Here is a 23,811-nt window from a genome sequence, read left to right on the forward strand (position 1 = left end):
TTTGGAGTGATAGAGCCTTAGCTGCGTTTGTAAGGAGCGTACCATCCACCGCAATAGGAGCCTGTGAAGAATGTTCTTGTCGCGCCGTCAGTTCGGTCTTGGGGCCGCAGTTCTCAGCCTTTCCGCATGTACGGGCGTCAGTGGCACGCGTTCCGAGTACACGCGCGGGGCCGAGTCGCTGCCCGCCGATCTTCAGCCTGTACGCAATGAAGGGTATGACACCTGGGTCGCTTCCTTCCGGAGTCGGGCCGTTCGACAGGGTATAAGCGAAACCACGCTCAACGCCGGGTTCCGCGGAACAGGCTATCTGCCCGGCGTGATCAAACGGGATCGCAACCAGACCGAATTCGACCGCACCCTCGAGGACTATCTCTCGATTGCCGCCTCGGACGAGCGCGTGATGAAGGGCCGGGCCGCTCTGCAACGGCACAGGGCCACGCTCAGCGCTATTGAAAGCCAATACGGCGTGGACGCCGAGATCGTGACCGCCATCTGGGGTCTGGAAAGTTTCTACGGTGAGCGTCGGGGCAATGTTCCCGTCGTCTCTGCCACGTCGACGCTGGCCTATGACGGGCGTCGCGGGACGTTTTTCGAGAAGCAGTTGCTTGCCGCGTTGCGCATTCTGCAGAATGGCGACGTGACCCCGGGCCGGATGACCGGGAGCTGGGCCGGGGCCATGGGGCACACGCAGTTCATCCCGACCTCCTACCAGGCCTTTGCCGTGGATTTCACGGGCGACGGGCGGCGGGATATCTGGTCGGAGGATCCCTCCGATGCGCTTGCGTCTGCGGCGGCCTATCTTTCGCGCAACGGCTGGACCCGCGGTCAGGGCTGGGGGCGCGAGGTGTCCTCGGGCACGTCCGGAAATGTGCTGCAACCCCAGGCGGGAGGGCCACGGTTTGCGGTCACCGGGAATTTCCGGGTGATCAAGAGGTACAACAACTCCGACGCCTACGCGATCGGGGTCGGGCATCTGGCAGATCGGATCGGCGGGGCCGGCCCGCTGCGCACGTCCTTTCCGCCAGACGCCAACGGCTTGACGAAGGATGATCGCATTGCCCTGCAGCAAGGTCTGACCAGACGCGGGTTTGACACGGGCGGCGCAGATGGCGTCATCGGCCCCGACACGCGCGAGGCCTTGCGCGCCTACCAGTCAAGCCGGGGGCTGCCGGTGACAGGCGAGCCGTCGACCGAACTCCTGGCTGGTCTCAGATGACGCCTCTTTGACTGATCCCGCGTTTTGCGGTGTTGGTCAGTTTCTCAAGAAGGCTCAGATGTTCCCTTCCTGGTAGCGTGTTAGGGTCGGTTATGGAGATTGCCTGTCGAGATGTTGAATGGCCGTCGGGTCACTCTCGTCTCGCTGGTCAGTAACCGTCCTTCCGTCGCGCGCCGGAGAGGGGGTGCTTGTGGGTTCGGTGTGAGCTGAAATCAGGATTGCTGTTGTTTTCGGCTAAGTGGAAGATGAACGAAGGCAGTCACCTGCATGCGCAGCGATGAGTTCGTCTTGGGTTTTCGTAGCCGCCTCTTTCAGCCGTTGAACAAGTTCATTCGAAAGTCGTGACCTTGTTCTGGTCAAGGGGCGGATCAACGCGATGTCGAAGGAAAGCTCAGGCTCGAATGGCCTCCATTCAAGTCCCCGTGCTTGATATTCTATCGCGGTTAACAGATCGACCACAGTGACACCTGAACCACGCGCGGCCAATTCGCAGGCAATCTGCGTTGTAAAGGTGTCGACCCGCCGCGTTGGACGAATGCCGGCCGCTTCCAGCTCCGTCTCGACCGTGAGGCGCCACTGGTCGAAATTCGACAAGGTTATCAATGTTTCACCAGACAAGTCGGACACCGAGATGCGATCGCGCCCGTTGAAGGGATGTCCGCTTTGAAAGGCGCAGACGAGAGGTATGCGCAAAAGCCGCTCACGATGCGTATCAATGTCTTCGCCAGTATCGAGTACGAGGCCGATATCGATCTTGCCGGAGGCTGTGGCCTCCATGATCCAGTGCGAGCTTCGCACTGGCAAAGCAATCGAGGCACCCGCGTGTTCTTGCAGGAAAGGTGAGACAACGTCAGGTAGCCATCTTCTCGCAAGCAGCGGCATCGCGGCTGCGGATGTTTCGCCTGAAGGATGGTTCTTGAGGCTTTCCGCGAAGCGGGACAGGTGGGAGAGCCCCTGGTAGGTCCGCTCGATCTTGTGAAAGAGCGCCTCTGCTTCCGTGGTGGCGGTCAGCCGGTTGCCGAAGCGTTCGAACAGGTCGAAGCCCAGGTCGGCTTCCAGTAATCGCAGATGCTTGCTGACGGAGGGCTGAGACACCCGCAGTGCGGCCGCGGCGCCCGTGACGGAGCCGGCTTCCATTACGGCGTGGAAGACTTCGATCTGACGGATGTTCACGTTCGGGTTTCCAATGCCACTAAGCCCGGTTCTTTCCAAGCATAACTTATTTTTGGTCTTGGTGAAGATTTTTGTATTTTCCTTATGCTTGGATGCTTTGCAATATCCCACGAGATCAAGGCAACGTTTCAGTCCCGTGGGGCAGGCAGAATGGCAGAACCAAAACTACAAATTGACAGCGACCCATGGGATCTCTTGCCGGCAGGGCAAAGCGTCTACGACGACAGGCTGGCCGACCTCCAGCAGACCATCAAGGAGCGGGGCCTGAATGGCGTACTGATCTTTGACCCCGAGAACCTGTTCTGGCTGACGGGCTATCAGACGATTGGCTATTTTACCTTTCACGCCACGTTTGTGGGCCAGACTGGCCGCCCGACAATCATCGCACGGATCGTGAACCGAGATCTGGCGATGGCGCACCCGACCATCGGCGCGTTCGAGGCGGTTCGCGATACCGAGGAGCCGGTCGCGGTGCTCGCGGGCTTTCTCGATCAACTCGGTGCCGGGGCGCGGATCGGCGTGGAAACCAACACCCGGCATCTGTCTGTCGCCGATTTCCAGCAGCTGGCGGTCTTGTCGGAATGCCAGCTGGAAAGCTGGGGCGGCGAGATCGAGGCTCGGCGCGTGGTGAAATCAGATTGGGAGCTGGACTGCATGCAAAGGGCGGCGCGCGCGGCGGAAGCAGGCTTGCGGGCGGCGATCGACGCAGTGCGGCCCGGTTGCACGGAAAACGATATCGCGGCGGCCATGTTCGAGGCCAACATACGCGCCGGAAGCGAGTATCTGGGGCATCCTCCGTTGGTGGTGAGCGGGCCGGCCACCTCGCTTTGCTTCGCGATGTGGCGCCGGCGTGAAGTTCGGCGCGGCGACGTTGTTCTGCTCGAAGGTGCGGGGTGCGTGAACCGGCTGCACGCGATGCTATCCCGCCCCGTGGTGGTGGGCCCACCGACGGATGAACAGCTGGAGGCTGCCGATGCGCTCAAGGGCGTGCTGGAAGCTGCCATAGGGGCGATGAAACCGGGCCTGACCGCCGGAGAGGTCGACCAGACCTGCCGAGAGGTGGTCGAACGACGCGGTCTGGGCGCCTATTTCCGACACCGCTCGGCCTATGGCATCGGAATCGGATTCCCGCCGAACTGGTCGGAAGGCCACATATACGCCATCCGTCCCGACGACCCGCTCGTCTTGCAGCCCGGCATGACGTTTCACGTCATACCGACACTTTTCAAGAAAGACTTCGGCATGTGCTTCAGCGACAGCGTGCGCATTACCGAAACCGGTTGCGACCTGCTTACCGATTTCCCGCGTGAGCTGGTCTCGGTTGATCCATAAGCAATAATGAAACCTCAAGGGAGCCAAGATATGACCAACCTGAACCTATCGCGTCGTCAGAGCCTGAAACTCGGGCTGCTTGGCGGCCTCGCCACCGTTCTGACGCCGCGGATGACGCTTGCGGCCCAGAATTGGGACATGCCGGCGGCCTATAGTGCCGGGAATTTCATCTCGAAATCCTATGTTTCCTTTGCCGAGAAGATCGCCGACAAGACAGGCGGTGAACTTTCGATCACGGTGCATCCCGGCGGCTCGCTTTACGGAGGGTCGGACATCCTGCGAGCCGTGCGTGAAGGGCAGGTGCCCATCGGTGCGCGTTTCCTGGCGCCACATGCGGCCGAGGCCCCGGTCATGGGGGTCGATACGGTGCCGTTCCTCGCCACCAACCGCGAAGAGGCACGGCGGCTTTACGACGCCTCACGCCCCTATGTGGAAGCTGCACTGGAAGAGCGCGGACTGAAGCTGCTCTTCGCTCCGATCTGGCCGCCTCAGGGGCTGTTCTCGGCCAAGCCGGTAAGCTCGGTCGCGGACATGGAAGGTGTGCGCTTCCGTGCCTATGACGGCTCAACGACCAGGCTTGCGGAACTGATGGGTGCCATCCCGACCAAGACCGAGGCCAGCGGCATCGCTCAGGCTTTCTCGACCGGGCAGGCAGAAGCGATGACCGCGTCGGGCGCCATCGGGGTGTTCCAGAAAATCTGGGATTATGTAGACCATTTTTATACGATCAACGCCTGGATGCCGAAGTCGGGGGTTATCGTGAACCTGGAGTCCTGGAACAGCCTGGGGGACGATACCCGTTCCGTCGTGCTCGACGTATCGGCTGAGACCGAGGCCGCCGTGTGGGACGAGATGGAAGTGCAGAACGAAGGTTACATCAAGACGATGGAAGAGAACGGCATGATCGTCGAGGCGCCCTCTGACGAGCTGATCGGCGGGCTGCGCGAGATCGGCGCTACCATGGCCGAGGAATGGGCCGAAAGCGCCGGCGAGGTCGGTGAAAAGGTGTTGGCGGCCTATCGTGGCTGACCCCGACCGCCACAACGGTATCGGGGGCGCGGTTTGGTATGTCGAAACCGCGCTCGACCGGCTGTACCGGTTCTGCGGGGCGTTGGCGGCGGTCGCGGTCGTTCTTATTGCCGTCTTTGTCGGGGCCAGCGTCGTGACGCGGCTGATGGGCGTCTATGTCGGCGGCCTTACGGAGGGGGCGGGCTATGCCATGGCCGCCGCCGGGTCGTTGGGCTGTGCCTATGCCTTCGGCGCAGGCGCGCATATCCGTGTCGATCTGGGGCTCAATGCCTGCCCGCCAGGCCTGCGCCGGAGGCTCGACCAGTTCGCGACCGCCGCAGCCTCGGTGGCGGTCTGTTTCCTGGCTTTCTATTTCCTGCGAATGGTCCGCATATCCTGGATCTACGGCGATATCAGCGACGGTTCCGATGGGCTGCCGCTCTGGCTGCCGCAGCTTCCGGCGGCCATCGGTCTTGTTGTTTTCGCCATCGCTCTTGTCCATGCCGCATTGCACTACGCACTGACCGGCGAAAGTCGCATTCGTGACAATGACGAGGCCCTGCTCGTCGAACCCGGGAAGGAGTAGGGATGGATCCGATTACCATGGGGCTGATCTTCGCGGCGATCCTTATCGCGGTGTTGGCAACCGGTGTCTGGGTCGGTGCAGCGCTGATGATCGTCGGCGCGCTGGCGATGTCGCTGTTTACCAGCCGGCCCATTGGTCCGGCGATGGCGACGGTCGTATGGTCGCATATCTCTCTCTGGGGGCTCGCGTCGCTTCCGCTTTTCATTTGGATGGGCGAGATCCTGTTCCGCACGCGCCTGTCTCGAAGCCTGTTTGAAGGGCTCTCTCCGCTGCTGAGGAACTGGCCCGGCGGACTTTTGCACGTGAATGTGGCGGGCTGCACCGCCTTCGCGGCGATCTCGGGATCGTCGGCGGCGACGCTGCTGACGGTGGGCAAGATCACCATGCCGGAGCTGAAGAAGCGGGGCTATCCGGATTCGATGGTCGCGGGCACACTGGCCGGGGCCGGCACGCTCGGCCTGCTGATCCCGCCGTCGATCACGATGATCATCTACGGCATCATGGTGCAGGAATCGATCGCCCGGCTGTTCATGGCAGGGCTCTTGCCCGGTTTGATGTTGGCGGGGCTCTTCCTTGCCTACAATGTCGGCTGGGGGCTCTTCACGCGCGATGGCCGGGCGATGCGAGAGAACCCGTCAAACTGGCATGAGAAGCTCTACGCGCTGCCCAAGTTGCTACCTGTGGTTGGACTGATCGTTGTGGTGGTTGGATCGATCTACACCGGCATTGCCGCCCCGACGGAAGCGGCGGTGCTGGGCGTGGTGGGCGCGCTGGCACTGTCGGCGGCGCAGGGATCGCTTACGGTGGCGTCGCTGCGAGAGTCGCTGATGGGAACGGTGCGCACCACCTCGATGATCACGCTGCTCCTGGCTGGCTCGGCCTTCCTCACACTGGCGATGGGCTTCACTGGCCTGCCCCGTGCTCTGGCGGAATGGGTGGTGGAGATGGAGCTTTCGCGCACGTCGCTGATCCTGTCGCTGATGCTGCTCTACATGGTTTTGGGTTGCTTTCTTGACGGAATATCGATGATCGTTCTGACGATCGCCGTGGTCGAGCCGCTGACACGCAGCGCCGGTATCGACATGGTCTGGTTCGGCATCTTCATCGTGCTGGTCGGCGAGATGGCATTGATCACGCCGCCGATAGGTTTCAACCTGTTCCTCGTGCAGAACATGACCGGGCGCGGCCTTGGCTTCGTCTCGCGCGCGGCCGCGCCTCTGTTCGGGATCATGCTGATTTCGGTGCTGCTGCTTGTGGCGTTCCCCGACATTGCACTGTGGCTGCCTCATGCATTGACGTCGAGGAATTGAGGCCGGGGAGTAAGGGAAGGAGTGCGGATGCGCGACGACATTCAATCGATCGACACTATCGCCTTCGATGACGGGCCTTATCCGCGCGGCCGCATCGGGTTCATCTGCGTGGCCAATGCCGGACTGACCGAGGGCGAAATGGCACGCATGGCGCCGCCTGGGGTGGGGCTTAGTTTCACCCATATGCCAATGCGCACCGAATGCACGGTGGAAAGCCTTGCCGGGATGGAGGCCGACCTCGATGCTACACTTGCGGCCTTCCTGCCGGCGCGATCCGATATCGACGTGCTCTGCTACAACTGCACCGCCGGAAGTTTCGTGATCGGGGAAGGCAGGATTTCTGCGAAGTTGTCCGCCCATGCCTCCGGGGCGACGGCGACAACGCTGCTGAGCGGAGTGCGTGCGGCGCTTGATGCGCTGGGCGCGGAAACCATCAGCCTTGGCACCGCATACACCGCCGACATCAACGACCTGGAACGTCGTTACTTCGAGACGGCGGGCATCGGCATCGCGGCGCTATCCGGCTTGGGCCTGATGACCGATGTCGAGATGAATCGTGTCTCGCCCGGCTATCTGCGCGACTTTGCCATATCGCTCGACCGACCTGAAGCCGACGCGATTTTCCTCAGTTGCGGGGCGCTTCGTTCGCTCGACATTGTCGAGGAGGTCGAGGCGGCCACGGGCAAGCCGGTGATCTGCAGCAATCAGGCGAGCTTCTGGCATTGCCTGAGGCTTGCGGGGATAGAAGATCGGATCGGTGGCTTCGGACAGTTGTTCCGATGCGCCTGACCAGGAGGATGAATGAGTAGCGTGCGACCGATCACGACCGGCGGGACGGGTGCGGTTTCTGCGGCGCATCCACTTGCCGCCGGGGCCGGGCTGATGGTGCTGGGACATGGCGGCAATGCCTGCGACGCGATGATCGCGGCGCAGGCGGCGCTCGCGGTCGTTGCCCCGGCCAGTTGCGGACTGGGCGGTGATATGCTGGCGCTTGTCCACGATCCGGCGAAGGGCACCCGGGCGGTGAACGGCACCGGCGCGGCGCCGATGGACCCGTCTTTCCACGAAGTCACCTCTCCGGCTTTGTCTGTCACTGTGCCGGGCCTTGTCGCCGGGTGGTGCGACGCCAATAGGTTATTTGGAAGGTTGCCGCTTGCCGCGTGCCTTGCACCGGCAATAGAGATGGCGCGACATGGCTGCACGTTATCTGCCGGCGACCGCGCGTCGATCGCCGAACAGCGCGAGCGTTTGACGAGCGGCGGTGCGTCAGGCTGGTCGGTCGTGCGCGATGGCGCCGGTGATGCGCCGGTAACCCAGCCTGAACTCGCCACGCTGCTGGAACGCGTCGGCACTGACGGCGAAGCGGCGTTCTACGACGGCACCATAGCCGCCGCCATCGCTCGGGTAGTGCAAAAACGCGGTGGGTTGCTGACAGAACGCGATATGAGGCGGCATCGCAGTTTCGTAGGCGAGCCGGTTACCGTTGATTGGCAAGGCGGCAAGGTCGAGGTGCAGCCCCCCATGACCCAGGGTGTCCTGTTGGCTCTGAGCCTGAAGACCCTGCAGAGCCTCTCGATCGCTGATGCCGCCTCACTCGACCATCTGTGCGTTGAACTCACCGAAGCGAGTTTCCAGTTTCGCGCGAGAGTGGCCGAGGGCGAAGCGCTGCTCGGCCAGTCATTGGATATCGACATGAACCGGGCTTCCGGTCGGGGTGGGCCCCGCGCCTATTTGCACACTGCGGGCGTTGCCACGGCGGATGCGGAGGGGCAGGTCTGCTCTTCCCTGATCAGCGTTTTCGATAGCTTCGGCTCTTGCATCTTTGTCCCAGAAGGGGGGTTCGTGCTTAATAACCGGGCCGAGGGGTTTACCGCCGCCCCGAACGATGCGGGCCCCGGAAAACGTCCGGTGCACACTCTGGCACCAATGATCTTTCGGGAAGGGAAGAAGGTTACCGCGATGGCCACCCCAGGTGCGGATGGACAGGTGCAGACGCTGTTGCAGATCCTGGCCAAGATCGGGGCAGGTGGCACTGATCTTGCCGCCGCAATCCACGCGCCGCGTTGGCGAAGCGAGGACGGCGTTCTATTGGTTGCGCAGGGACATCCTGAGGCGGAGCATTTGAATTCTCTGGGACATGAGGTCGTTATGCGGCCCGATGGCGACCTGTGCTTCGGTGGCGTGGTCTGTGCCGGTTTCGGGGCCGGTCGACCTTTTGCGGGGTCTGATTGGCGGCGGGAGGTGTGGCACGCTGTGCTCTGAGGGGTCCGCTTAGCTTCTAAACGGACCGTGCCGATACATCGAATTGCATGGGTTACAAGGTTGGAACGTCAGGGCGCTAGGGCGCTCGACACTAGTTTCTCAAAGTGTGGCGCAAACGATTTGGTCTGCTCAAGCCATGTCGAAGGCAGGCCAAGGAAGATCAGGTCTTGCAGATGTTTCCTCATTTCGCTGCATCCCGGCATCGACTATGCCAACCGGGCCAGCACGACGGAATTGGCGCTGTGGGACCTGCTGGGCTAATCTACGGGCCGGGCGCTTCACGCCTTGCTTGGCGGGGCTCTGATCGACCAGGTAGCCTGTCGAGGCCAACGCTTGGGATCCGCTGGTGCAAGCGCCCGATGTTGTCGCTGAACGCTTCGTGATGATGTGCGCGCAGGGGTGTGGCAGCGTGAAGATCTAACCTCTTTGACGGGAGACATTGGCCGGCGGCGACTTCGCCTAAATGGCCGAGTTCCAAGCTGTCGCTGGAGCCCGCATCACCACCGACAATCGGCAGGCGGGATTGTGGCATTACCGCGGTGCGCTACTTGCTCGCGGCTTTGGCGCTCGGAACGATATCTCAGGCATGACCTAAGATTGCGGCGGGCTGCAGAGCGCGGCTCGGGTCGGGCAGGATCAAGACCAAGGTCCCCGATTGTTCCCGCGCCGCGTATTGGGAATGCGGCTTTCCGAGATCGGCTGAGCGGCCGTTCGCGGCGCATTCCGGGTTCGTCCTGCCATGGCGCGCAGAGCGGACACGCGGTTCTCGGTCGCGGGGTGGGTCGCAAAGAGATTGTCCCGCTTGTGGGCGTGAAGGGGGTTGATGATGAACATATGCGCCGTGGCCGGGTTGCGCTCGGCCGCGTCGTTGTCGATCCGGGCTGCTCCTGCGGCAATCTTCTCGAGCGCAGAAGCCAGCCAGAGCGGTTCGCCGCAAATCTCTGCACCGGACTTGTCGGCGGCATACTCCCGTGTCCGGCTGATGGCCATCTGCACCAGCGCGGCGGCAAGCGGTGCGAGGATCATGATCAGGATCGTGCCGACCAGCCCGAGCCGTTCTCGCGAGCCGCCGAAAAACAGTGCGAAGTTGGCCAACATCGAAATTGCACCTGCGAAGGTTGCCGTGACGGTCATGATCGCGGTGTCATGGTTGCGAATATGGGCCAGCTCGTGCGCGATCACGCCCGCCAGCTCCTCGCGGCTCAGGCTGCGCATCAGGCCCGACGTCACCGCCACCGCGGCATTCGCCGGGTTGCGCCCCGTGGCAAAGGCGTTGGGCTGCGGTGTGTCGATCAGATAAACCTTGGGTTCCGGCAGGCCCGCCTTGTTCGCGAGGTCGACGGTCATCTCATATAACCCTGTCCGGTCGCCCCGGGTAACCGGTTGGGCGTTATGCATGCGAAGGACCATGCGGTCCGAGTTCCACCAGGTGAAGGCGTTCATGGCAGCCGCGACGACGAAAGCGATCGTCGCGCCGCCCAAGCCACCGAGCAGGTAGCCGATGCCCATGAAAAGCGCGGTCATGGCCGCCATCAGTATCGCAGTCTTCACATAGCCCATGGCTGCCCCCGGGGAGTTACGCTTCGGCAAACAGGGAAGATATGTATGGGATTCCGGAGAGTACAAGCATGCGCGTCGGGCATGTACGTCAAATCACGTGGATTCATATCGCTGTCAGCTTTCTGATGTCGGTGCTTGATATGTTATCTCATATCATGTAAATCGATATAAATGTTATAAGATAACATCGAGACATGGATGCCCCCGGATAGCTGTACCCGCCCTTTTAACCCCATCTCGACTTGGCGATTCAGTGGAGGCCGGAGTGTCGGAAATAACACCTTATCAATAGGTTGCGTCGTTCTTTCATGATGCCTTCGAAGAAACCGATAGATACCCGCCTTCCCGTGACCCTGATCACGGGCTTTCTCGGCGCCGGCAAGACGACCGTCCTGAACAGGCTACTCGCCAGTCCTGACGAGGAACGGATTGCGGTCATCGTTAACGAGTTTGGTGAAGCCGGGCTCGACCACGACCTGATCGAAGCGGTGGACGAAGAGATCGTGCTGATGCAATCGGGTTGCCTGTGCTGTTCGGTGCGCGGCGACCTCAGCCGGGTGATCGGCGATCTTCTGGCGCGGCGCGCGGCCGGGTCGCTTGAATTTACGCGGGTGGTGACCGAGACGACCGGGCTTGCCGACCCGGGGCCGATCCTGCAGACGTTTCTTGTCGACCCGGACCTTGCCCAAAACGTGCGGATGGACGGTGTTGTAACCGTTGCGGATGCCGCGACGGGGCAGGGGACGCTCGACCGCCAGTTCGAAGCCGTGTCGCAGATCGCGATGGCCGATCTTGTCATTCTCAGCAAGGCCGACCTCGTGACGACCGAAGCCGCTGCGCTTTTCGAAGCGCGGATTGCCGGGCTCAACCCGGCCGCCCAGATCCTGCGGGCGGAGCGGGGAAAGGTGCCGCAAGGCTCGCTTTGGGGGCTGTCGGCCCTGAGGCTGGGCGCGAGGCCTGAAGACGCGCGGGCCTGGCTATCACGGTCGCAACCCGTGGCGGACCCGCTGGCCAACCTGTCGGGCCTGACCCGCCGAAAGGAAAGCAAGCCACAACCCTCGCCGCATGATGCCCGGATCGGCTCGGCCTCGATCGTGCTCGAAAAGCCCGTACCGGATGTCGTCTTCGACCTCTGGCTCGAAAGCCTCGTCGCACTGCGCGGGCCGGACATCCTGCGGATCAAGGGCATCGTTCATATCGAGGATCTGCCGAAACCGTTCGTGTTTCACGGGGTTCAGCATGTCTTCGACCCGCCTGTGCCTGTCGAGGACTGGCCTGGCGACGATACGCAATCCCGGATCGTGGTGATCGCCCGCGACATCACCCGGCCGGAACTTCAGCAAAGCCTCGATATCCTGCGCTCGCGTCTGCCGCGTGCCGCCGAATTCGAAACCAAAGAAGAGGACCCCATGCCATGACCGATACCAGACTTCCCGTGACCGTGCTTTCCGGATTCCTCGGTGCCGGCAAGACGACGCTGCTGAACCGCGTGCTCAACAACCGCGAGGGGCGTCGCGTTGCCGTGATCGTCAACGACATGTCGGAGGTGAACATCGACGCCGATCTCGTGCGTGCCGATACCGAGCTGTCACGCACCGACGAAACGCTGGTGGAGATGTCAAACGGCTGTATCTGCTGCACTTTGCGCGACGACCTGCTCGACGAGGTGCGTCGGCTTTCCGCCGCCGGGCGGTTCGATTACCTGCTCATCGAGTCCACCGGCATTTCCGAACCGTTGCCCGTGGCTGCGACCTTCGAGTTTCGCGACGAGTTCGGGGACAGCCTTTCGGATGTCGCCCGGCTCGACACGATGGTCACGGTGGTCGATGCGGTAAACCTGCTGAATGACTATGCCAGCCACGATTTCCTGCGCGACCGGGGCGAGATCATGGGCGAGGCCGACGAGCGCACGCTGGTGCACCTGCTGACCGACCAGATCGAGTTCGCCGACGTGGTGATTCTCAACAAGGTGGCCGATGCCGGACCGGAGAAGACCGACGCGGCGCGTAAGATCATCCGCAGCCTCAACGCCGATGCGCGCATCATCGAAACCAACCACGCCAACGTCCCGGCCGGCGAGATTCTCGATACCGGGCTTTTCGATTTCGAGAAGGCGCATGAGCACCCGATGTGGGCCAAGGAGCTCTATGGCTTCGCCGAACATGTGCCCGAAACCGAGGAATACGGGGTGAGTTCCCATGTCTTCCGGGCGCGGCGCCCGTTCGATCCGCAGGGGATCCACGACGTGTTGAACGGACCTTTGCCGGGGGTGATCCGTGCCAAGGGGCATTTCTGGATCGCCACGCGGCCCGACTGGGTGGCGGAGTTCTCACTGGCGGGCAGCCTGTCGACGGTGGCGCCGCTGGGCACGTGGTGGGCGTCGGTTCCGGGGGACCGCTGGCCCGATCACCCGCAGGCGCGCACCTACCTGGCGAACCACTGGCAGGAGCCCTGGGGTGACCGGCGGCAGGAGATCGTCTTTATCGGTGCGGGTATCGACTGGCCGGCGCTTCGGGAGAGGCTGGAGTCGGTGCTGGTGCCGGAAAAGCAAGCATCGGGCCCCGACGCGCTGCCCGACCTGCCTGATCCATTCCCGCAATGGCGCCGGTCGGAGGCGGCATGAAAACCAACCTCGGCGCGACCGGCGTGCGCCGTTATCGGCGCTCCTGCGACCCGATGCGCGACTACGACATGCTACCCGCGCATCTGAGGCAGTGGCTCGCGCAGGCGGCGCTGCCGTGGTCGCCAGCCTCCTGCCGTCGTATCTGGCGCGCGGCACAGGCTGAGGGGGCAAGCCCCGAGGAGTTGCTCGCACGGCTCGACCATGCCGAGCGTCGTGCACTGGCCCGTGACAGTACGTCTCATCCTGCCTGACCGGTCAGGCAAACATCTGCAATGATCATGTTTCATTAAGATACGTATGGTTACCAAATGACGAGATGACGAAGAACACGCAGCTAGGACCGGCAATGGCAGGTTTTGAATGCCCTCCGGAACCATGGCCGCCGGTTGTCGGCCCAAGAGATCGTGAACGCCATGAAAGGTGGCAGGGCCAGGCTTGCACCGCCCACGGTCTACCGGGTCCTTTCGGCTCTGATGGATGCCGGCCGCGCCCACAAACTCTTGTCGATGAATGCCTTAGTGCCGTGCCAGTGCGACATGATGTGGGGACGGGTGTGGGTTCTATTGGCGCCTCTCGGCAAAGCCCTGACGACACAGATCGCCGATGTCGGTCAAGCGCTTTCGGCAGAACACATCGGACTGTATCAGCGCTGAACTGCCGCGGTCATTAACGATACGAGCCGATTGCCCGTTCGCCCATGTTGAAAAGCTTACATGGGCTGTAATGTTGGACACGTCTTCTCCCTCGTAACCGCCTCCGACGCCCTGGAAAATGTAGGACGGCCTTCATTCTTACCGCTTCGAAGGTCGGGGCAGAGACAAATGTGCCAGGTGGCAAAGCAAGGGGAAATGTACTTACATCTCGGCTCTCCAGCCTGCGGGTGTTTGATCCGACGAATTGCGAATGCATGCTTCAGAATGAAGACGTTCGGGCGATGTAATCAGCTCCCAGGTGTTTCTTTCGATACGGGCGAGTAGGGGGCATTATGTTATCGGTGTTTTAGTTCTTGAAGCTCCCGTTCGCCCCGCACAGCACGAGAGTCTACAATGTGGGGCAAATCGGGCTCATGTGATCAGCCAGCTGCAAGGCGAGGTCCGCCAGAAATGGAACAGTCGCGACCTGACCGCGCGGTTCACCGAGACCCAGCATCGGCGTAAACTCATCATCTCGGGCTATTCCAAGGGGGCCAAGCCGCGCTGGAACCTTGACGAGAATGAGCATGACAAGGTGCTGTGGTATCGCGGCGAGGGCAGCTACAACAACTGGGCGTTTGCCTATCTGCCGGCCGAGCCTGTCGGAGCGGCAGTTGTGCGAAAAGGTACATCTCCGGAAGCTGGCCAAAATATTTCCTGCACTTCAGCAAACGCGAAAAGCCAGACGGGAAAGCCGCTGCACCAGTTACGAACCCCAATCTTCTGCACGCGCGATCGGGCGTTATTCCACAAAATCGGCGGCAAGCGGTCATTCGCTGCAAACTTTGCTGAAGTGCACTCTGCGGGACCAAGCGGACATCTTTTGCTCCGCGCCTCTGAGCCCAATCAGTTGGCCGTTTCGGACGAATGAAGTCAGGGCTCCCGACAGGAAATCGTGCTGACTCTCGAAGTGGATGAAGTCGACGCTCTTACCGTCGCGGAAGGTGTAGACGGCGACGAACTTGCCCCCGGCTTTCGTTCCATCCCGGAATCGGATTTCGTCCACCCGTTCATGAGTGACGACGGGTCCACGTGCCCAGGTCGTTCCGGGCTTTATGGCCATGTCGACGCTGGTCGTATCATGGCAGCAAAGTCCGGCTGGTGGAAATCCGTCATTCTTCCGATCTTGCCGAAGGTGAACCTGAAGTCAGCGGCCTGACGGGAAACCGCCCGGGCTGTGTCTTTTGCATTCCAGGCGGTGACGAAGCCGTCGATTGTCGCGATGTTGGCCTTTTTTTTCGGTGGTTAGCGACAGCATGTCATGCCATCTCGACCTCGTAGAGGTCGAGTCTGCTGAAAGCTCCGCCGACTTCCATTAACAGACCTGCCGCCGCAAGCGGCCCGGCCGCGACGGGGTGAAAGCCGATCTGCCCAATCAGGTCCGACACGGTCGATACGGCGTCCGGATCGTCACCGGCCACGAATAGAACACGCCTGAAACCCGATGGCACGGGCGCGAACATGGTCTCAAAGGGCAGCGTATTGAAGGCTTTGACGGCGCGGGCACGGGGCGCCAGGCGTGCCACGACCTCGCTTCCGGTGTCGTCCGCGAGACCGTCGGTCTGGATGTCGGGGGTGATACTCAGGATGATGTTCGTGGCATCGACGAGAATATGCCGTGCCAGTCGATGTCGCGATCCAGCGCATCGCGCACGTTGCGCCAAGGCATGGCGAGGGCGATCGTCTGGGCCTGATCGAGCAACTGATCTATCGTGGCCGGGATGAGAGGCTGATCCAGCCTGCCTACCTTTTCGGCAAGGGTTTCCGTCGCCCGGCCATTCGCGATCAGGACCTGGTGCCCCTCCGCTGAAAGGTGCCTGCCAAGGGTGGTGCCGACCGTGCCGACGCCAAGGATGCCGATTTTCTTGGTGTGTCTCCTGTTCCGGTACGGGCGCCGTTGGCGGGCCCAAGATGTCTCGGGCGGGGGACTGCGCCTACGGTTTAAGGAAGATGAAGCCGTCGCGCCGCGGTGCTTCCGCCGCCGCAACGGCATTCCGAATATCGGCCAGAGGGTAGACGCCGCTGGCCCTGAACAGCGAAGGCAGATCCGTGGCGAGCTGGATCGCGGAGCGGATAGCCTGTTTCACCGTTTGCGACCCAGTCCGGCGTTAGTCTGATGGGATATGCACTCTATCGATCATAGTCTTGTTGGCTGTGCGGAAGTGCCGACGCACCTTACGGTATTGTCAAACTCGGTATTTCCGTATCGAAGCCTGATAGGGTCGTATTTTCGAGCGCGCTACCATCCTGCTTAGGGATCTAGGCGAACTAGGGTTCCAGTGCGTTCTTGATCACGACAGCCGCCTCCATAAGGTCTCCTGTCAGTCCTTCGACTCCAAGGTCCGGATTGCCGATACGAACTGCCCGAATGATCTTTTCGTGGTGATCATGCTTGGCAAAGTTGAGACTGTTGTTCCTGAGGAGGTTGAGCAGGGGCCCGTATCTTAGCCACAGGATTTCGATGATACTGGTAAGGTCCGGGTTTCCGCTTCGCTCATATATGCTGAAATGAAACTCGTGATTGATGGCCAAGTAGTTCTTAATGCTTGGCTTCGTCCTGGCTGCTTCCTTGTCCATGGTCGAGTTGATGGCTTCAAGGTCATCTGCGAGTGGCTGGTTCGGTTCGGACGCGACAAGGCGAAGCGCTTTGCACTCAAGGTCAATGCGGATGCTGATAAGGTCTTCCAGCCGTTTTGCGTCGACTTGCGGGACCGTCACAGATTTTCTGGGCGCGGCCTCCAGAACGTGGGAAACGACAAGGCGACTCAAGGCTTCTCGTACGGGCATCTGGCTGGTGTCGAATACCTCGGCCAATTCCTTGAGCTTGAGTTTCTGTCCTGGAACGAATTCTCCCATCATGATGGACCGGCTCAGTTGCGAGTAGACGTGATCCAGATCGGACATACGCCGGCGCGGCTGGAAGTCGGGGAGAGTGGCGCCTGTTTTCCGGTCATTCATGTGAGAGCCTTTTTCTTTTCATCGCGAAGGAATGTATAGCGAGGTATAAAATTGATCAAGAATCAATGATCACCGAATCGCATCATCGCTTGTGATGACACCTGCAATAGCCGCTTCGACGACCTCTGCATAAGTGCTGAGAAATGAAATTTCGCTTATATTTAGATATTTTATAACAATTTTCCATCTCGAAAACTCGCGCGCCTCCGTCAGTTGACAGAAAAAGGCCATGTGTTATCTTTGATCACAAATCACAAAAGGAGAGATGGAAAGTGTGGAGAGTTGGTATCGACGTGGGCGGCACATTCACGGATCTTTATGCCGTTGATTCCGGAACTGGCGCCGCATGCACGGGCAAGGTGCTCACCACGCCCCAGAATCGCGTTCTCGGTGTAATCTCTGCGATTTCCCAGGCCGGACTTTCGCCGGAAGACATCGATCTTCTGGTCCACGGAACCACGACCGGCACCAATGCCCTGATCGAGCGGAGCTTCCCGCCCGCGGCGATGATCACGACCGAAGGGTTTCGCGACGTGCTCGAAATCGGCCGCATGCACAGGGAGCATCTTTACCGCCCGTACCAGACCAAGCCCGAGCCTCTTATCCGTCGCCGAAACCGTTTCGTGCTTGAGGAGCGCGTCAATGCGCGGGGCGCTGTCGAGATCCCGGTCGACCCGGTAGAGCTTGAGCCGATCATTGACGTTCTGAGGAAGCGGGACATCCAGAGCGTCGCCGTCTGCCTGATCAACTCTTATGCCAATCCGGCGAATGAAAAGGCTGTCGCGGAGCTGCTTCGCAAGGCGTTGCCCGACATCTCCATCACTATGTCATCGGACGTGAAGCCCGTCTTTCGGGAGCATTCCAGATTTTCGACGACAGCGGTGCGCGCCGTGCTTCTGCCGGTGATGGCGACTTATTTCGAGCGCCTCGAGATCGCGTTGCGCGAGAAGGGGTTCAAAGGGCGGCTCATGATCCTGAAAAGCAATGGCGGCATGATGTCGGTCGAGCAGGCGAGGACGCGGGTCGAGGAGTTGGTCGAATCTGGTCCCGCGGGCGGTATCGGTTATGCAAGCCGAATTTCCGACATGACCGGGCAGACGAAGATTATTCACACGGACGTCGGCGGCACGAGTTTCGACACATCCGTCGTCGAAGACGGGCAAGGTTTGATCACGAGAGAATACGAGATCGAGTTCGACATTCCGGTCGCGGTTCCGATGCTTGATATCCGTTCGGTTGGCGCTGGCGGTGGGTCGATCGGCTGGATCGATGAAGGCGGATCGCTCCGCGTCGGGCCGATGTCGGCCGGGTCGGAGCCGGGGCCGGCCTGTTACGGCCGGGGTGGCAATTGCCCGACAGTAACAGATGCGAACCTTGTGCTAGGGCGCCTCAGCAGCGACCTCAGCGGGAAGTTTCGGCTTGATGTGGATGCCGCAAGGCAGGCCGTTGGGACGATCGCCGAACAACTGGGCATTTCGATCGAAGACTGTGCCGAAGGCATGGTGCGTATTGCGACGGAGGCGATGGCACAGGCGGTCAAGATCGTGCTGGCCTCTCGCGGGCGCGATCCGCGAGACTATGCCCTCGCAAGTTTCGGCGGTGCCGGACCGATGCACGCCTGTGCAGTCGCCTCGGCCTTGCAGACGCCAAAGGTAATTGTGCCGCATTACTCCGGCGTCGCCTCGGCGCATGGCGCGACGTATCTGAACCTCAAGCACGATGAAGAGATGTTCTACTTCACGGTTCTGAGCGAGGCCGCCCTTGATCAGGTTGCCAAGCAGTTCGAACAGCTGAAGGCACGAGCATCGACCGCGTTGCTGGACCAGGGGGCGGCGAACCGGGATGTGTCGATCAGTCATGTGATGCGCATGCGGTATGCCGGACAAACCTTCGAAGTGGATGTGAGCGTTCCGGAACGTACAATTACCGCCAAGGAGCTTGGTGCGATCGCCGAGGCGTTTCACCAGACCCACAAACAGGAATTCGGTGTTCGGTCAGAGGATTTCCCGATCGAGATCGTTGCGCTGGGCGTGACGGCCGAGGCGCCGATTGTTGATGCAGCAGAAAACAGCGCGGCACCTGTGCCTGAAGGGCAGGGCGACCCGTCGGAGCGGGATGTCTATTTCGCCGGCGATTGGTCGAAAGCCCTTGTCTACGGGCCGAATACCATTCTTCCGGGGCAGGCAATCGCCGGGCCCGCGGTCGTGGAAGATGCACATAGCTGCATCATCCTGCCGCCCGGCTGGACGGCGCGGGCCGACGATTTTCGCAACATCATAATGGAGGAGCAGGCATGAGCGGCGCCATGGACCAAAAGTTCGGTGATCTTGACCCGGTGACCTTCGAAGTGCTTCGTAACACGTTCGAATACGTGTGCCGGCGCATGACCGTCATACTGCAGAAATCCTCGTTCTCGCCGATCCTGTCGGAAAACCTGGATTTCTCGAATGCGATCTACGATCCCGAACTCCGGCTGATCGGTCAGACCGCGAACTGCCCCGTTCATCTTGCGGCCATGCATTTCAGCGTTCAGGCCGTCGACAGGAAGTTCGGGATAGACACGCTCAAGCCTGGTGATGTCGTTGTTCTGAACGACCCGTATGAGGGCGGAACCCACCTGAACGACGTCACCCTGACCATGCCTGTGTTTTACGACGAAGAGCTGATCGGTTTCGCCGTGAGCCGGGGACACTGGATGGATCTCGGCGGTGGAGGCCCGGGTGGGCAAGGCTTCGGAACCCATGTGGCGGGTGAAGGGCTGCGGCTTCCGCCGATGAAGCTTTACGAGAATTACGAGGTCAATGCCGACCTTCTGGAGATCCTGCTGCGCAACACCCGCACGCCCCACTATATCAAAGGCGATCTCCAGGCGCATATGGGGGCCCTTCTGGCAGCCGAGGAAGAATTGCAGGCCACGGCCGGAAAGTATGGCAAGGATGTCCTGCTCAACGGCATGTCGCAGATGATCGGCTATACCGAACGCATCGTTCGCGCCGCCATCGAGGCCATTCCGGACGGAACCTACGAAGGCGCCGATTATGCCGACAGCGACGGCATTTCCGATGACAAGATCTGGGTGCGGCTGAAGCTGACCGTGAATGGAGACGCGATCCATGTCGATTTCGACGGTTCGGATCCGCAATGCGCCGGTGCAATCAACTCTCCCTACGCCAACACGGCTGCCGCAATCTATACCGCGTTGCAGTTCTTCCTGGCGCCGGACGCGCCGCCGAACGCAGGGATGTTCGCGCCGATTTCCTTTTCGCTGCCGGAGGATTGCTGGTTGAACGCGAAATGGCCGGCGCCCGTCGTTGGCTGCACCACGATCACGTCGGGCAAGGTGCAAAGCGCGATCTGGCAGGCCGTAGCAAAGGCCCTTCCCGACCTTGCCATTGCGCCCACATGCGCGGACGCCAACTGGTTCGTGGCGGCAGTCAGGGGCAAGGATGGCCGGATCGACGTGTTCTCGGATATCCCGGCCGGGGGCTGGGGCGGCACGCCTTACAACGATGGCCTCAACGTCACTTTGGACCCGTTGGGCAATTGCACCAACATGCCGGCGGAAGCGGCAGAGCTGCTGTATCCCATCGAGGTCGAGGCCTTTGATCTGCGCAGCGACAGTGGCGGGCCCGGCGAGAACAGGGGCGGCCTTGGGGCGCGTTTCCGGTTCCGGTTCATCGAGGGCGGCGAGCTGTCGATCGAGACCTCCCGGACGCTTGAGGGGAGCCCGGGTGTCAACGGCGGAGGTTTTAGTCCCGTGCAGGTGCTGGTCAAGGAGCGTCCGGACGGCGTGCGCAAGGTTATCGGGGGCACTTCGGAGGACGGCTCTTGGACCTCGCCCTTGCTGTCTTCGCACAAGTTCGGGCCGGGGGAGTCGTTCGAATTTCTCAGTACCGGTGGCGGCGGCTGGGGCGCGATCAGATCGAGAGATCCCGAGCGTGTGCTCGATGACGTGCTCGACGAGTACATCACCATGGAAGCCGCGGAGCGAGATTACCTCGTGGTCATCGATCGCGACACGATGACCGTGGACGAAGCGGCCACGAGACGGCTGCGCAGCTAAGACATTCGAGGAAGGCAGACATGAAGCAAGATGTATTCATTACGTGCGCCGTCACCGGCGCCGGAGATGGTCCGAAAAAGAACCCAAACGTACCGGTGACGCCGGAGCAGATCGCGGCGGACGTGGTTGCCGTGGCCGAGGCGGGGGCGGCGATCGCGCATATTCACGTGCGCGACACGGTTACCACCGAGGGCAGCCGGGATACCGCCCTTTATGCCGAGGTGATGGAGCGGGTGCGGGACGCGGGCACGGATATCATCATCAATTTCACGGCTGGCATGGGCGGTGACCTGGAAGTCGGAACAGAGGATCCCAAGCAATTCGGGGCGGCGACCGACCTGGTGTCGCAGGCCGAAAGGGTCGTTCATATCGATGCGCTTCGACCAGATGTCTGCACCCTCGATTGCGGGACCTACAACATGGCGGACGGCAACGTGATCTATGTCTCCACGCCCGACCAGATCAGGGAGGGTGCGAGAATGATCAGGGGCTTCGGGGTCAAACCGGAACTCGAGGTGTTCGACCTTGGACACCTGGGTCTCGTGCTTCGCCTGATAGACGAGGGCGCATTCGAGGGCCCTGCGATGGTGCAATTTTGCCTCGGCGTGGGCAGCGGCGCACCGGCGACACCCGGTGCGTTGAAAGCGATGAGCGACGCGCTTGGGGGTCGCGATGTCGTCTGGTCGGCTTTCGGCGTGGGGCGAATGCAGCTGCCCATGGTCGCTCAGGCAGCCCTTCTGGGCGGCAACGTGCGTGTCGGGCTGGAAGACAATATCTGGCTTTCGAAAGGTGTACCGGCCACCAATGTGGACCTGGTCAACCGGGCTCGGACAATCGTCGAAAGCATGGGCGGTCGGGTGCAATCGGTTCAGGCGACGCGTGATGAACTTGGTCTCGGGGGCCGGCAGTGATTGAACAGAAGCTTCGGGACAAGCGCGCTATCGTCACCGCCGGAGCCTCCGGTATCGGCAGGGTCATCGCCGAGCGTTTGCGTGCGGCCGGTGCCAGGGTCGCCGTCTGCGACATCGAGGAGGCAGCATTGCGCGCCGTGAAGGACGCCTGGCCGGACGTCATTGCCGTTCGCTGCGACGTCTCGGATCCGGAGGCGGTCGAGACCGCCATGGACGAGATGCTGGCAAGGCTGGGTGGTGTCGACATCCTTGTCAACAATGCCGGATCCGCGGGGCCGACGGCCTGTGTCGAAGACATCGACGTGACGGAATGGGATCAGGCGATCCGGGTCAATCTCAACTCTCAGTTCCTGTTCACGCGCGGCGTGGTGCCCGCGATGAAGCGGCAGGAAAGCGGCGTGATTTTCAACATGTCCTCTGCCGCCGGTCGGCTGGGAATGCCTATGCGTAGCCCCTATGTGGCCGCCAAATGGGCTGTCATCGGACTGACCCAGACGCTGGCGATGGAGCTTGGCCCGAGCAATATCCGTGTGAACGCGATCCTGCCCGGTTCGGTCCGTGGCGATCGGATGACTCGTGTCATGCAGGCAAAGGCGGAGGCTACGGGCCAATCCGTCAGGGACATCGAAGCCGAAGAAACCGCTGCGATGTCTCTCGGGCGCATGATCGAGCCCGACGAGATCGCCGATCTGGTGGTCTACGTGGCGTCGGACAGCGGCCGTTCGATTTCCGGTCAGTCACTGGGTGTCTGCGGGAATACGGAAATACTCAGGTAACAGAAAACTCAAGAACCAAAACAGGGAGCAAAGATAATGCAACGTAGGATTTCCATTCTGGCAGGCGCCGTGGCGCTTGTGGCTGCGTCGGCGTCGGTCGCGCAGGAGTCGGTGATCAAGGTCGGTGTTGTTCAGCCTCAATCCGGGGAATGTGCGCAGTGGGGCGTGCCCATCACGCGCGGTGTCGAGCTTTGGGCGAAAGAGTTCAACGAGGCCGGCGGGATCACGGATGCGAGTGGAAATTCGCACCAGATCGAGGTCACCGGTTATGACAACGCCTGCTACACCGCCGGCGAGGAGTTGACGGCGTTCCGGCGCGCGATCCTGGATGACGGTGTCGAGTTCATCCTGCAGACATTCACGCCGGCCTCCCGCAAGGCGATTGCGCCGCTCGCGACGGAAAACAAGGTCCTGACAACGAGCTATGGGGCAGGGTATCTGAGCGCGGACTATCCCTATCTGATCGGCTCTGTGACCGGCTCTCCGGCGTCTTACATGTATCTCGTCAGCTACCTGATCGAGAAACACCCGGACATCGAAAAGGTGGCAATCGTGACCGCGGACCATTCTTTCGGCGAAGCCGCGCGGGCGTTCTACAAGGCTGGTATCGCGCCCTACGCCGATCGCGTGGAGATCGTTTTCTCGGATCCTTACGATCCTGCGATGGCGGGTGACATGTTCTCGATCGCCGGGCCGATCGCGTCGGCGGAACCGGATCTGATCGTGGAGCTTGGGTTCACGCCGGGCCAGCAGGCGAGTTTCGTGGAGACGATGCAGCAGCTGGGATATTCCGGTCTGTTCGCCAGCGAGGGCTGGACGATGAATTTCCTGACCGACCGACTGCAGGACGATTACCTCGATGGTCGCATCTACAGCGCCTATGTCGTCGACGCTTCGGAGCAAAGCTTCAGCCCGCGCGTGGCGCAGTTCTATGACACCTATGTGGAGACCTACGGGCAGGCGGAATGGTCGGTGTTCGCCTCTGTGGCCTATGCCGCGATGACAACGATCGAGGCCGGCATCCAAATGGCCGACGAGCCGACGGGCGAGGCCGTTCAGGCGGCGCTCTTCGCCGGGGAAACGGTCGACAATCCGCTGTTCGGCGCATCCAGCTGGGCCGGCTCGGAAATCTACGGGGCGGACACGCACCTTCTTACGCCATTGCCAGTCTATGTCACCGATGCGGACGGGAAGGTGACGCTGGATGGTGTCGTCGATGTCAGCGCCTGGTGGCAGGAAAACTCGCAAGCGGCACTGACCGAACTGGAAGCCGGCGGGCAGGTTACGGCCCAGTGACGCAGGCGGCGGGGATCGTGTTTCTCCCATGCGATCCCCGCCAAA

The 23,811-nt window shown here is 61.4% G+C and carries 24 protein-coding genes; 18 read left to right on the forward strand and 6 right to left on the reverse strand.

Going from position 1 to position 23,811, the window contains the following annotated elements; genetic code table 11:
• Positions 1 to 70 precede the first annotated feature (70 nt).
• Positions 71 to 1,216 (forward strand): lytic murein transglycosylase, encoded by a 1,146-nt coding sequence (locus RIdsm_RS04675; protein WP_057819620.1) that lies wholly within the window; start codon positions 71 to 73, stop codon positions 1,214 to 1,216.
• A 234-nt stretch (positions 1,217 to 1,450) separates the two neighbouring features.
• Here RIdsm_RS04675 and RIdsm_RS04680 read toward each other — a convergent pair whose 3' ends face one another.
• A complete protein-coding gene (locus tag RIdsm_RS04680) occupies positions 1,451 to 2,389 on the reverse strand; it encodes a LysR substrate-binding domain-containing protein (RefSeq protein WP_057819622.1) in 939 nt (312 codons plus the stop codon).
• 195 nt (positions 2,390 to 2,584) lie between these two features.
• On the opposite strand from RIdsm_RS04680, the gene RIdsm_RS04685 reads away from it, so the two are divergent.
• From RIdsm_RS04685 to RIdsm_RS04710, 6 genes are read left to right on the forward strand one after another with little or no spacing between them, the layout of a single operon-like run.
• Positions 2,585 to 3,721, forward strand: coding sequence for a M24 family metallopeptidase (locus RIdsm_RS04685; protein ID WP_057819623.1), 1,137 nt, complete (start codon positions 2,585 to 2,587; stop codon positions 3,719 to 3,721).
• A gap of 30 nt (positions 3,722 to 3,751) precedes the next feature.
• On the forward strand, positions 3,752 to 4,750 hold the full coding sequence (locus RIdsm_RS04690) for a TRAP transporter substrate-binding protein (protein WP_057819625.1): 999 nt from the start codon (positions 3,752 to 3,754) through the stop codon (positions 4,748 to 4,750).
• Positions 4,743 to 5,315, forward strand: coding sequence for a TRAP transporter small permease (locus RIdsm_RS04695; RefSeq protein ID WP_057819627.1), 573 nt, complete (start codon positions 4,743 to 4,745; stop codon positions 5,313 to 5,315). The genes RIdsm_RS04690 and RIdsm_RS04695 overlap by 8 nt, the downstream gene beginning before the upstream one ends.
• 2 nt (positions 5,316 to 5,317) lie before the next feature.
• Entirely contained in the window at positions 5,318 to 6,625 is a 1,308-nt protein-coding gene (locus tag RIdsm_RS04700) for a TRAP transporter large permease (RefSeq protein WP_057819629.1), read from the forward strand.
• Between the two features lie 27 nt (positions 6,626 to 6,652).
• A complete protein-coding gene (locus tag RIdsm_RS04705; RefSeq protein ID WP_057819632.1) occupies positions 6,653 to 7,414 on the forward strand; it encodes a maleate cis-trans isomerase family protein in 762 nt (253 codons plus the stop codon).
• Between the two features lie 12 nt (positions 7,415 to 7,426).
• Positions 7,427 to 8,887 (forward strand): gamma-glutamyltransferase, encoded by a 1,461-nt coding sequence (locus tag RIdsm_RS04710; protein WP_057819634.1) that lies wholly within the window; start codon positions 7,427 to 7,429, stop codon positions 8,885 to 8,887.
• Positions 8,888 to 9,523: 636 nt separating this feature from the next.
• Here the strand turns inward: RIdsm_RS04710 and htpX are convergent.
• Positions 9,524 to 10,447, reverse strand: coding sequence for a zinc metalloprotease HtpX (gene htpX / locus RIdsm_RS04715; protein WP_057819636.1), 924 nt, complete (start codon positions 10,445 to 10,447; stop codon positions 9,524 to 9,526).
• A 347-nt stretch (positions 10,448 to 10,794) separates the two neighbouring features.
• Here htpX and RIdsm_RS04720 point away from each other — a divergent pair, with 347 nt between their 5' ends.
• From RIdsm_RS04720 to RIdsm_RS04740, 6 genes are all read left to right on the forward strand, one after another.
• On the forward strand, positions 10,795 to 11,865 hold the full coding sequence (locus RIdsm_RS04720; RefSeq protein ID WP_236553376.1) for a CobW family GTP-binding protein: 1,071 nt from the start codon (positions 10,795 to 10,797) through the stop codon (positions 11,863 to 11,865).
• Positions 11,862 to 13,070 (forward strand): GTP-binding protein, encoded by a 1,209-nt coding sequence (locus RIdsm_RS04725; protein ID WP_057819641.1) that lies wholly within the window; start codon positions 11,862 to 11,864, stop codon positions 13,068 to 13,070. The genes RIdsm_RS04720 and RIdsm_RS04725 overlap by 4 nt, the downstream gene beginning before the upstream one ends.
• Positions 13,067 to 13,321: a DUF6525 family protein gene (locus RIdsm_RS04730; RefSeq protein ID WP_074940288.1), complete on the forward strand. Its 255-nt coding sequence runs from the start codon at positions 13,067 to 13,069 to the stop codon at positions 13,319 to 13,321. The genes RIdsm_RS04725 and RIdsm_RS04730 overlap by 4 nt, the downstream gene beginning before the upstream one ends.
• A gap of 153 nt (positions 13,322 to 13,474) precedes the next feature.
• Complete coding sequence (locus RIdsm_RS30335; RefSeq protein ID WP_160325877.1) at positions 13,475 to 13,723, forward strand: hypothetical protein; 249 nt, start codon at positions 13,475 to 13,477, stop codon at positions 13,721 to 13,723.
• A gap of 415 nt (positions 13,724 to 14,138) precedes the next feature.
• Complete coding sequence (locus RIdsm_RS04735) at positions 14,139 to 14,633, forward strand: hypothetical protein (protein ID WP_074940292.1); 495 nt, start codon at positions 14,139 to 14,141, stop codon at positions 14,631 to 14,633.
• A 24-nt stretch (positions 14,634 to 14,657) separates the two neighbouring features.
• Complete coding sequence (locus tag RIdsm_RS04740) at positions 14,658 to 14,921, forward strand: hypothetical protein (protein WP_074940294.1); 264 nt, start codon at positions 14,658 to 14,660, stop codon at positions 14,919 to 14,921.
• A 100-nt stretch (positions 14,922 to 15,021) separates the two neighbouring features.
• On the opposite strand, the gene RIdsm_RS04745 is transcribed toward RIdsm_RS04740, so the two are convergent.
• The 4 genes from RIdsm_RS04745 to RIdsm_RS04755 all read right to left on the reverse strand — a co-directional run bounded on the left by RIdsm_RS04745 (position 15,022) and on the right by RIdsm_RS04755 (position 16,720).
• Positions 15,022 to 15,288: an NAD(P)-binding domain-containing protein gene (locus tag RIdsm_RS04745; protein WP_057819647.1), complete on the reverse strand. Its 267-nt coding sequence runs from the start codon at positions 15,286 to 15,288 to the stop codon at positions 15,022 to 15,024.
• 56 nt (positions 15,289 to 15,344) lie between these two features.
• Positions 15,345 to 15,755, reverse strand: coding sequence for an NAD(P)-binding domain-containing protein (locus tag RIdsm_RS30880; protein WP_082647495.1), 411 nt, complete (start codon positions 15,753 to 15,755; stop codon positions 15,345 to 15,347).
• Positions 15,697 to 15,849 (reverse strand): hypothetical protein, encoded by a 153-nt coding sequence (locus RIdsm_RS30030; protein ID WP_177228425.1) that lies wholly within the window; start codon positions 15,847 to 15,849, stop codon positions 15,697 to 15,699. The genes RIdsm_RS30880 and RIdsm_RS30030 overlap by 59 nt, the downstream gene beginning before the upstream one ends.
• A 181-nt stretch (positions 15,850 to 16,030) precedes the next feature.
• Entirely contained in the window at positions 16,031 to 16,720 is a 690-nt protein-coding gene (locus RIdsm_RS04755) for a GntR family transcriptional regulator (protein ID WP_057819652.1), read from the reverse strand.
• A 272-nt stretch (positions 16,721 to 16,992) separates the two neighbouring features.
• On the opposite strand from RIdsm_RS04755, the gene RIdsm_RS04760 reads away from it, so the two are divergent.
• From RIdsm_RS04760 to RIdsm_RS04780, 5 genes are read left to right on the forward strand one after another with little or no spacing between them, the layout of a single operon-like run.
• A complete protein-coding gene (locus RIdsm_RS04760) occupies positions 16,993 to 19,017 on the forward strand; it encodes a hydantoinase/oxoprolinase family protein (RefSeq protein ID WP_074940296.1) in 2,025 nt (674 codons plus the stop codon).
• On the forward strand, positions 19,014 to 20,783 hold the full coding sequence (locus RIdsm_RS04765) for a hydantoinase B/oxoprolinase family protein (protein ID WP_217625283.1): 1,770 nt from the start codon (positions 19,014 to 19,016) through the stop codon (positions 20,781 to 20,783). The genes RIdsm_RS04760 and RIdsm_RS04765 overlap by 4 nt, the downstream gene beginning before the upstream one ends.
• Positions 20,784 to 20,803: 20 nt before the next feature.
• Positions 20,804 to 21,694: a beta-keto acid cleavage family enzyme gene (locus RIdsm_RS04770; RefSeq protein WP_057819656.1), complete on the forward strand. Its 891-nt coding sequence runs from the start codon at positions 20,804 to 20,806 to the stop codon at positions 21,692 to 21,694.
• Entirely contained in the window at positions 21,691 to 22,470 is a 780-nt protein-coding gene (locus RIdsm_RS04775) for an SDR family oxidoreductase (protein ID WP_236553377.1), read from the forward strand. The genes RIdsm_RS04770 and RIdsm_RS04775 overlap by 4 nt, the downstream gene beginning before the upstream one ends.
• Before the next feature lie 36 nt (positions 22,471 to 22,506).
• Positions 22,507 to 23,766 (forward strand): ABC transporter substrate-binding protein, encoded by a 1,260-nt coding sequence (locus RIdsm_RS04780; protein ID WP_074940300.1) that lies wholly within the window; start codon positions 22,507 to 22,509, stop codon positions 23,764 to 23,766.
• Positions 23,767 to 23,811: the final 45 nt, after the last annotated feature.

This window comes from Roseovarius indicus (assembly GCF_008728195.1).
In the GTDB taxonomy this organism is placed as follows: domain Bacteria; phylum Pseudomonadota; class Alphaproteobacteria; order Rhodobacterales; family Rhodobacteraceae; genus Roseovarius; species Roseovarius indicus.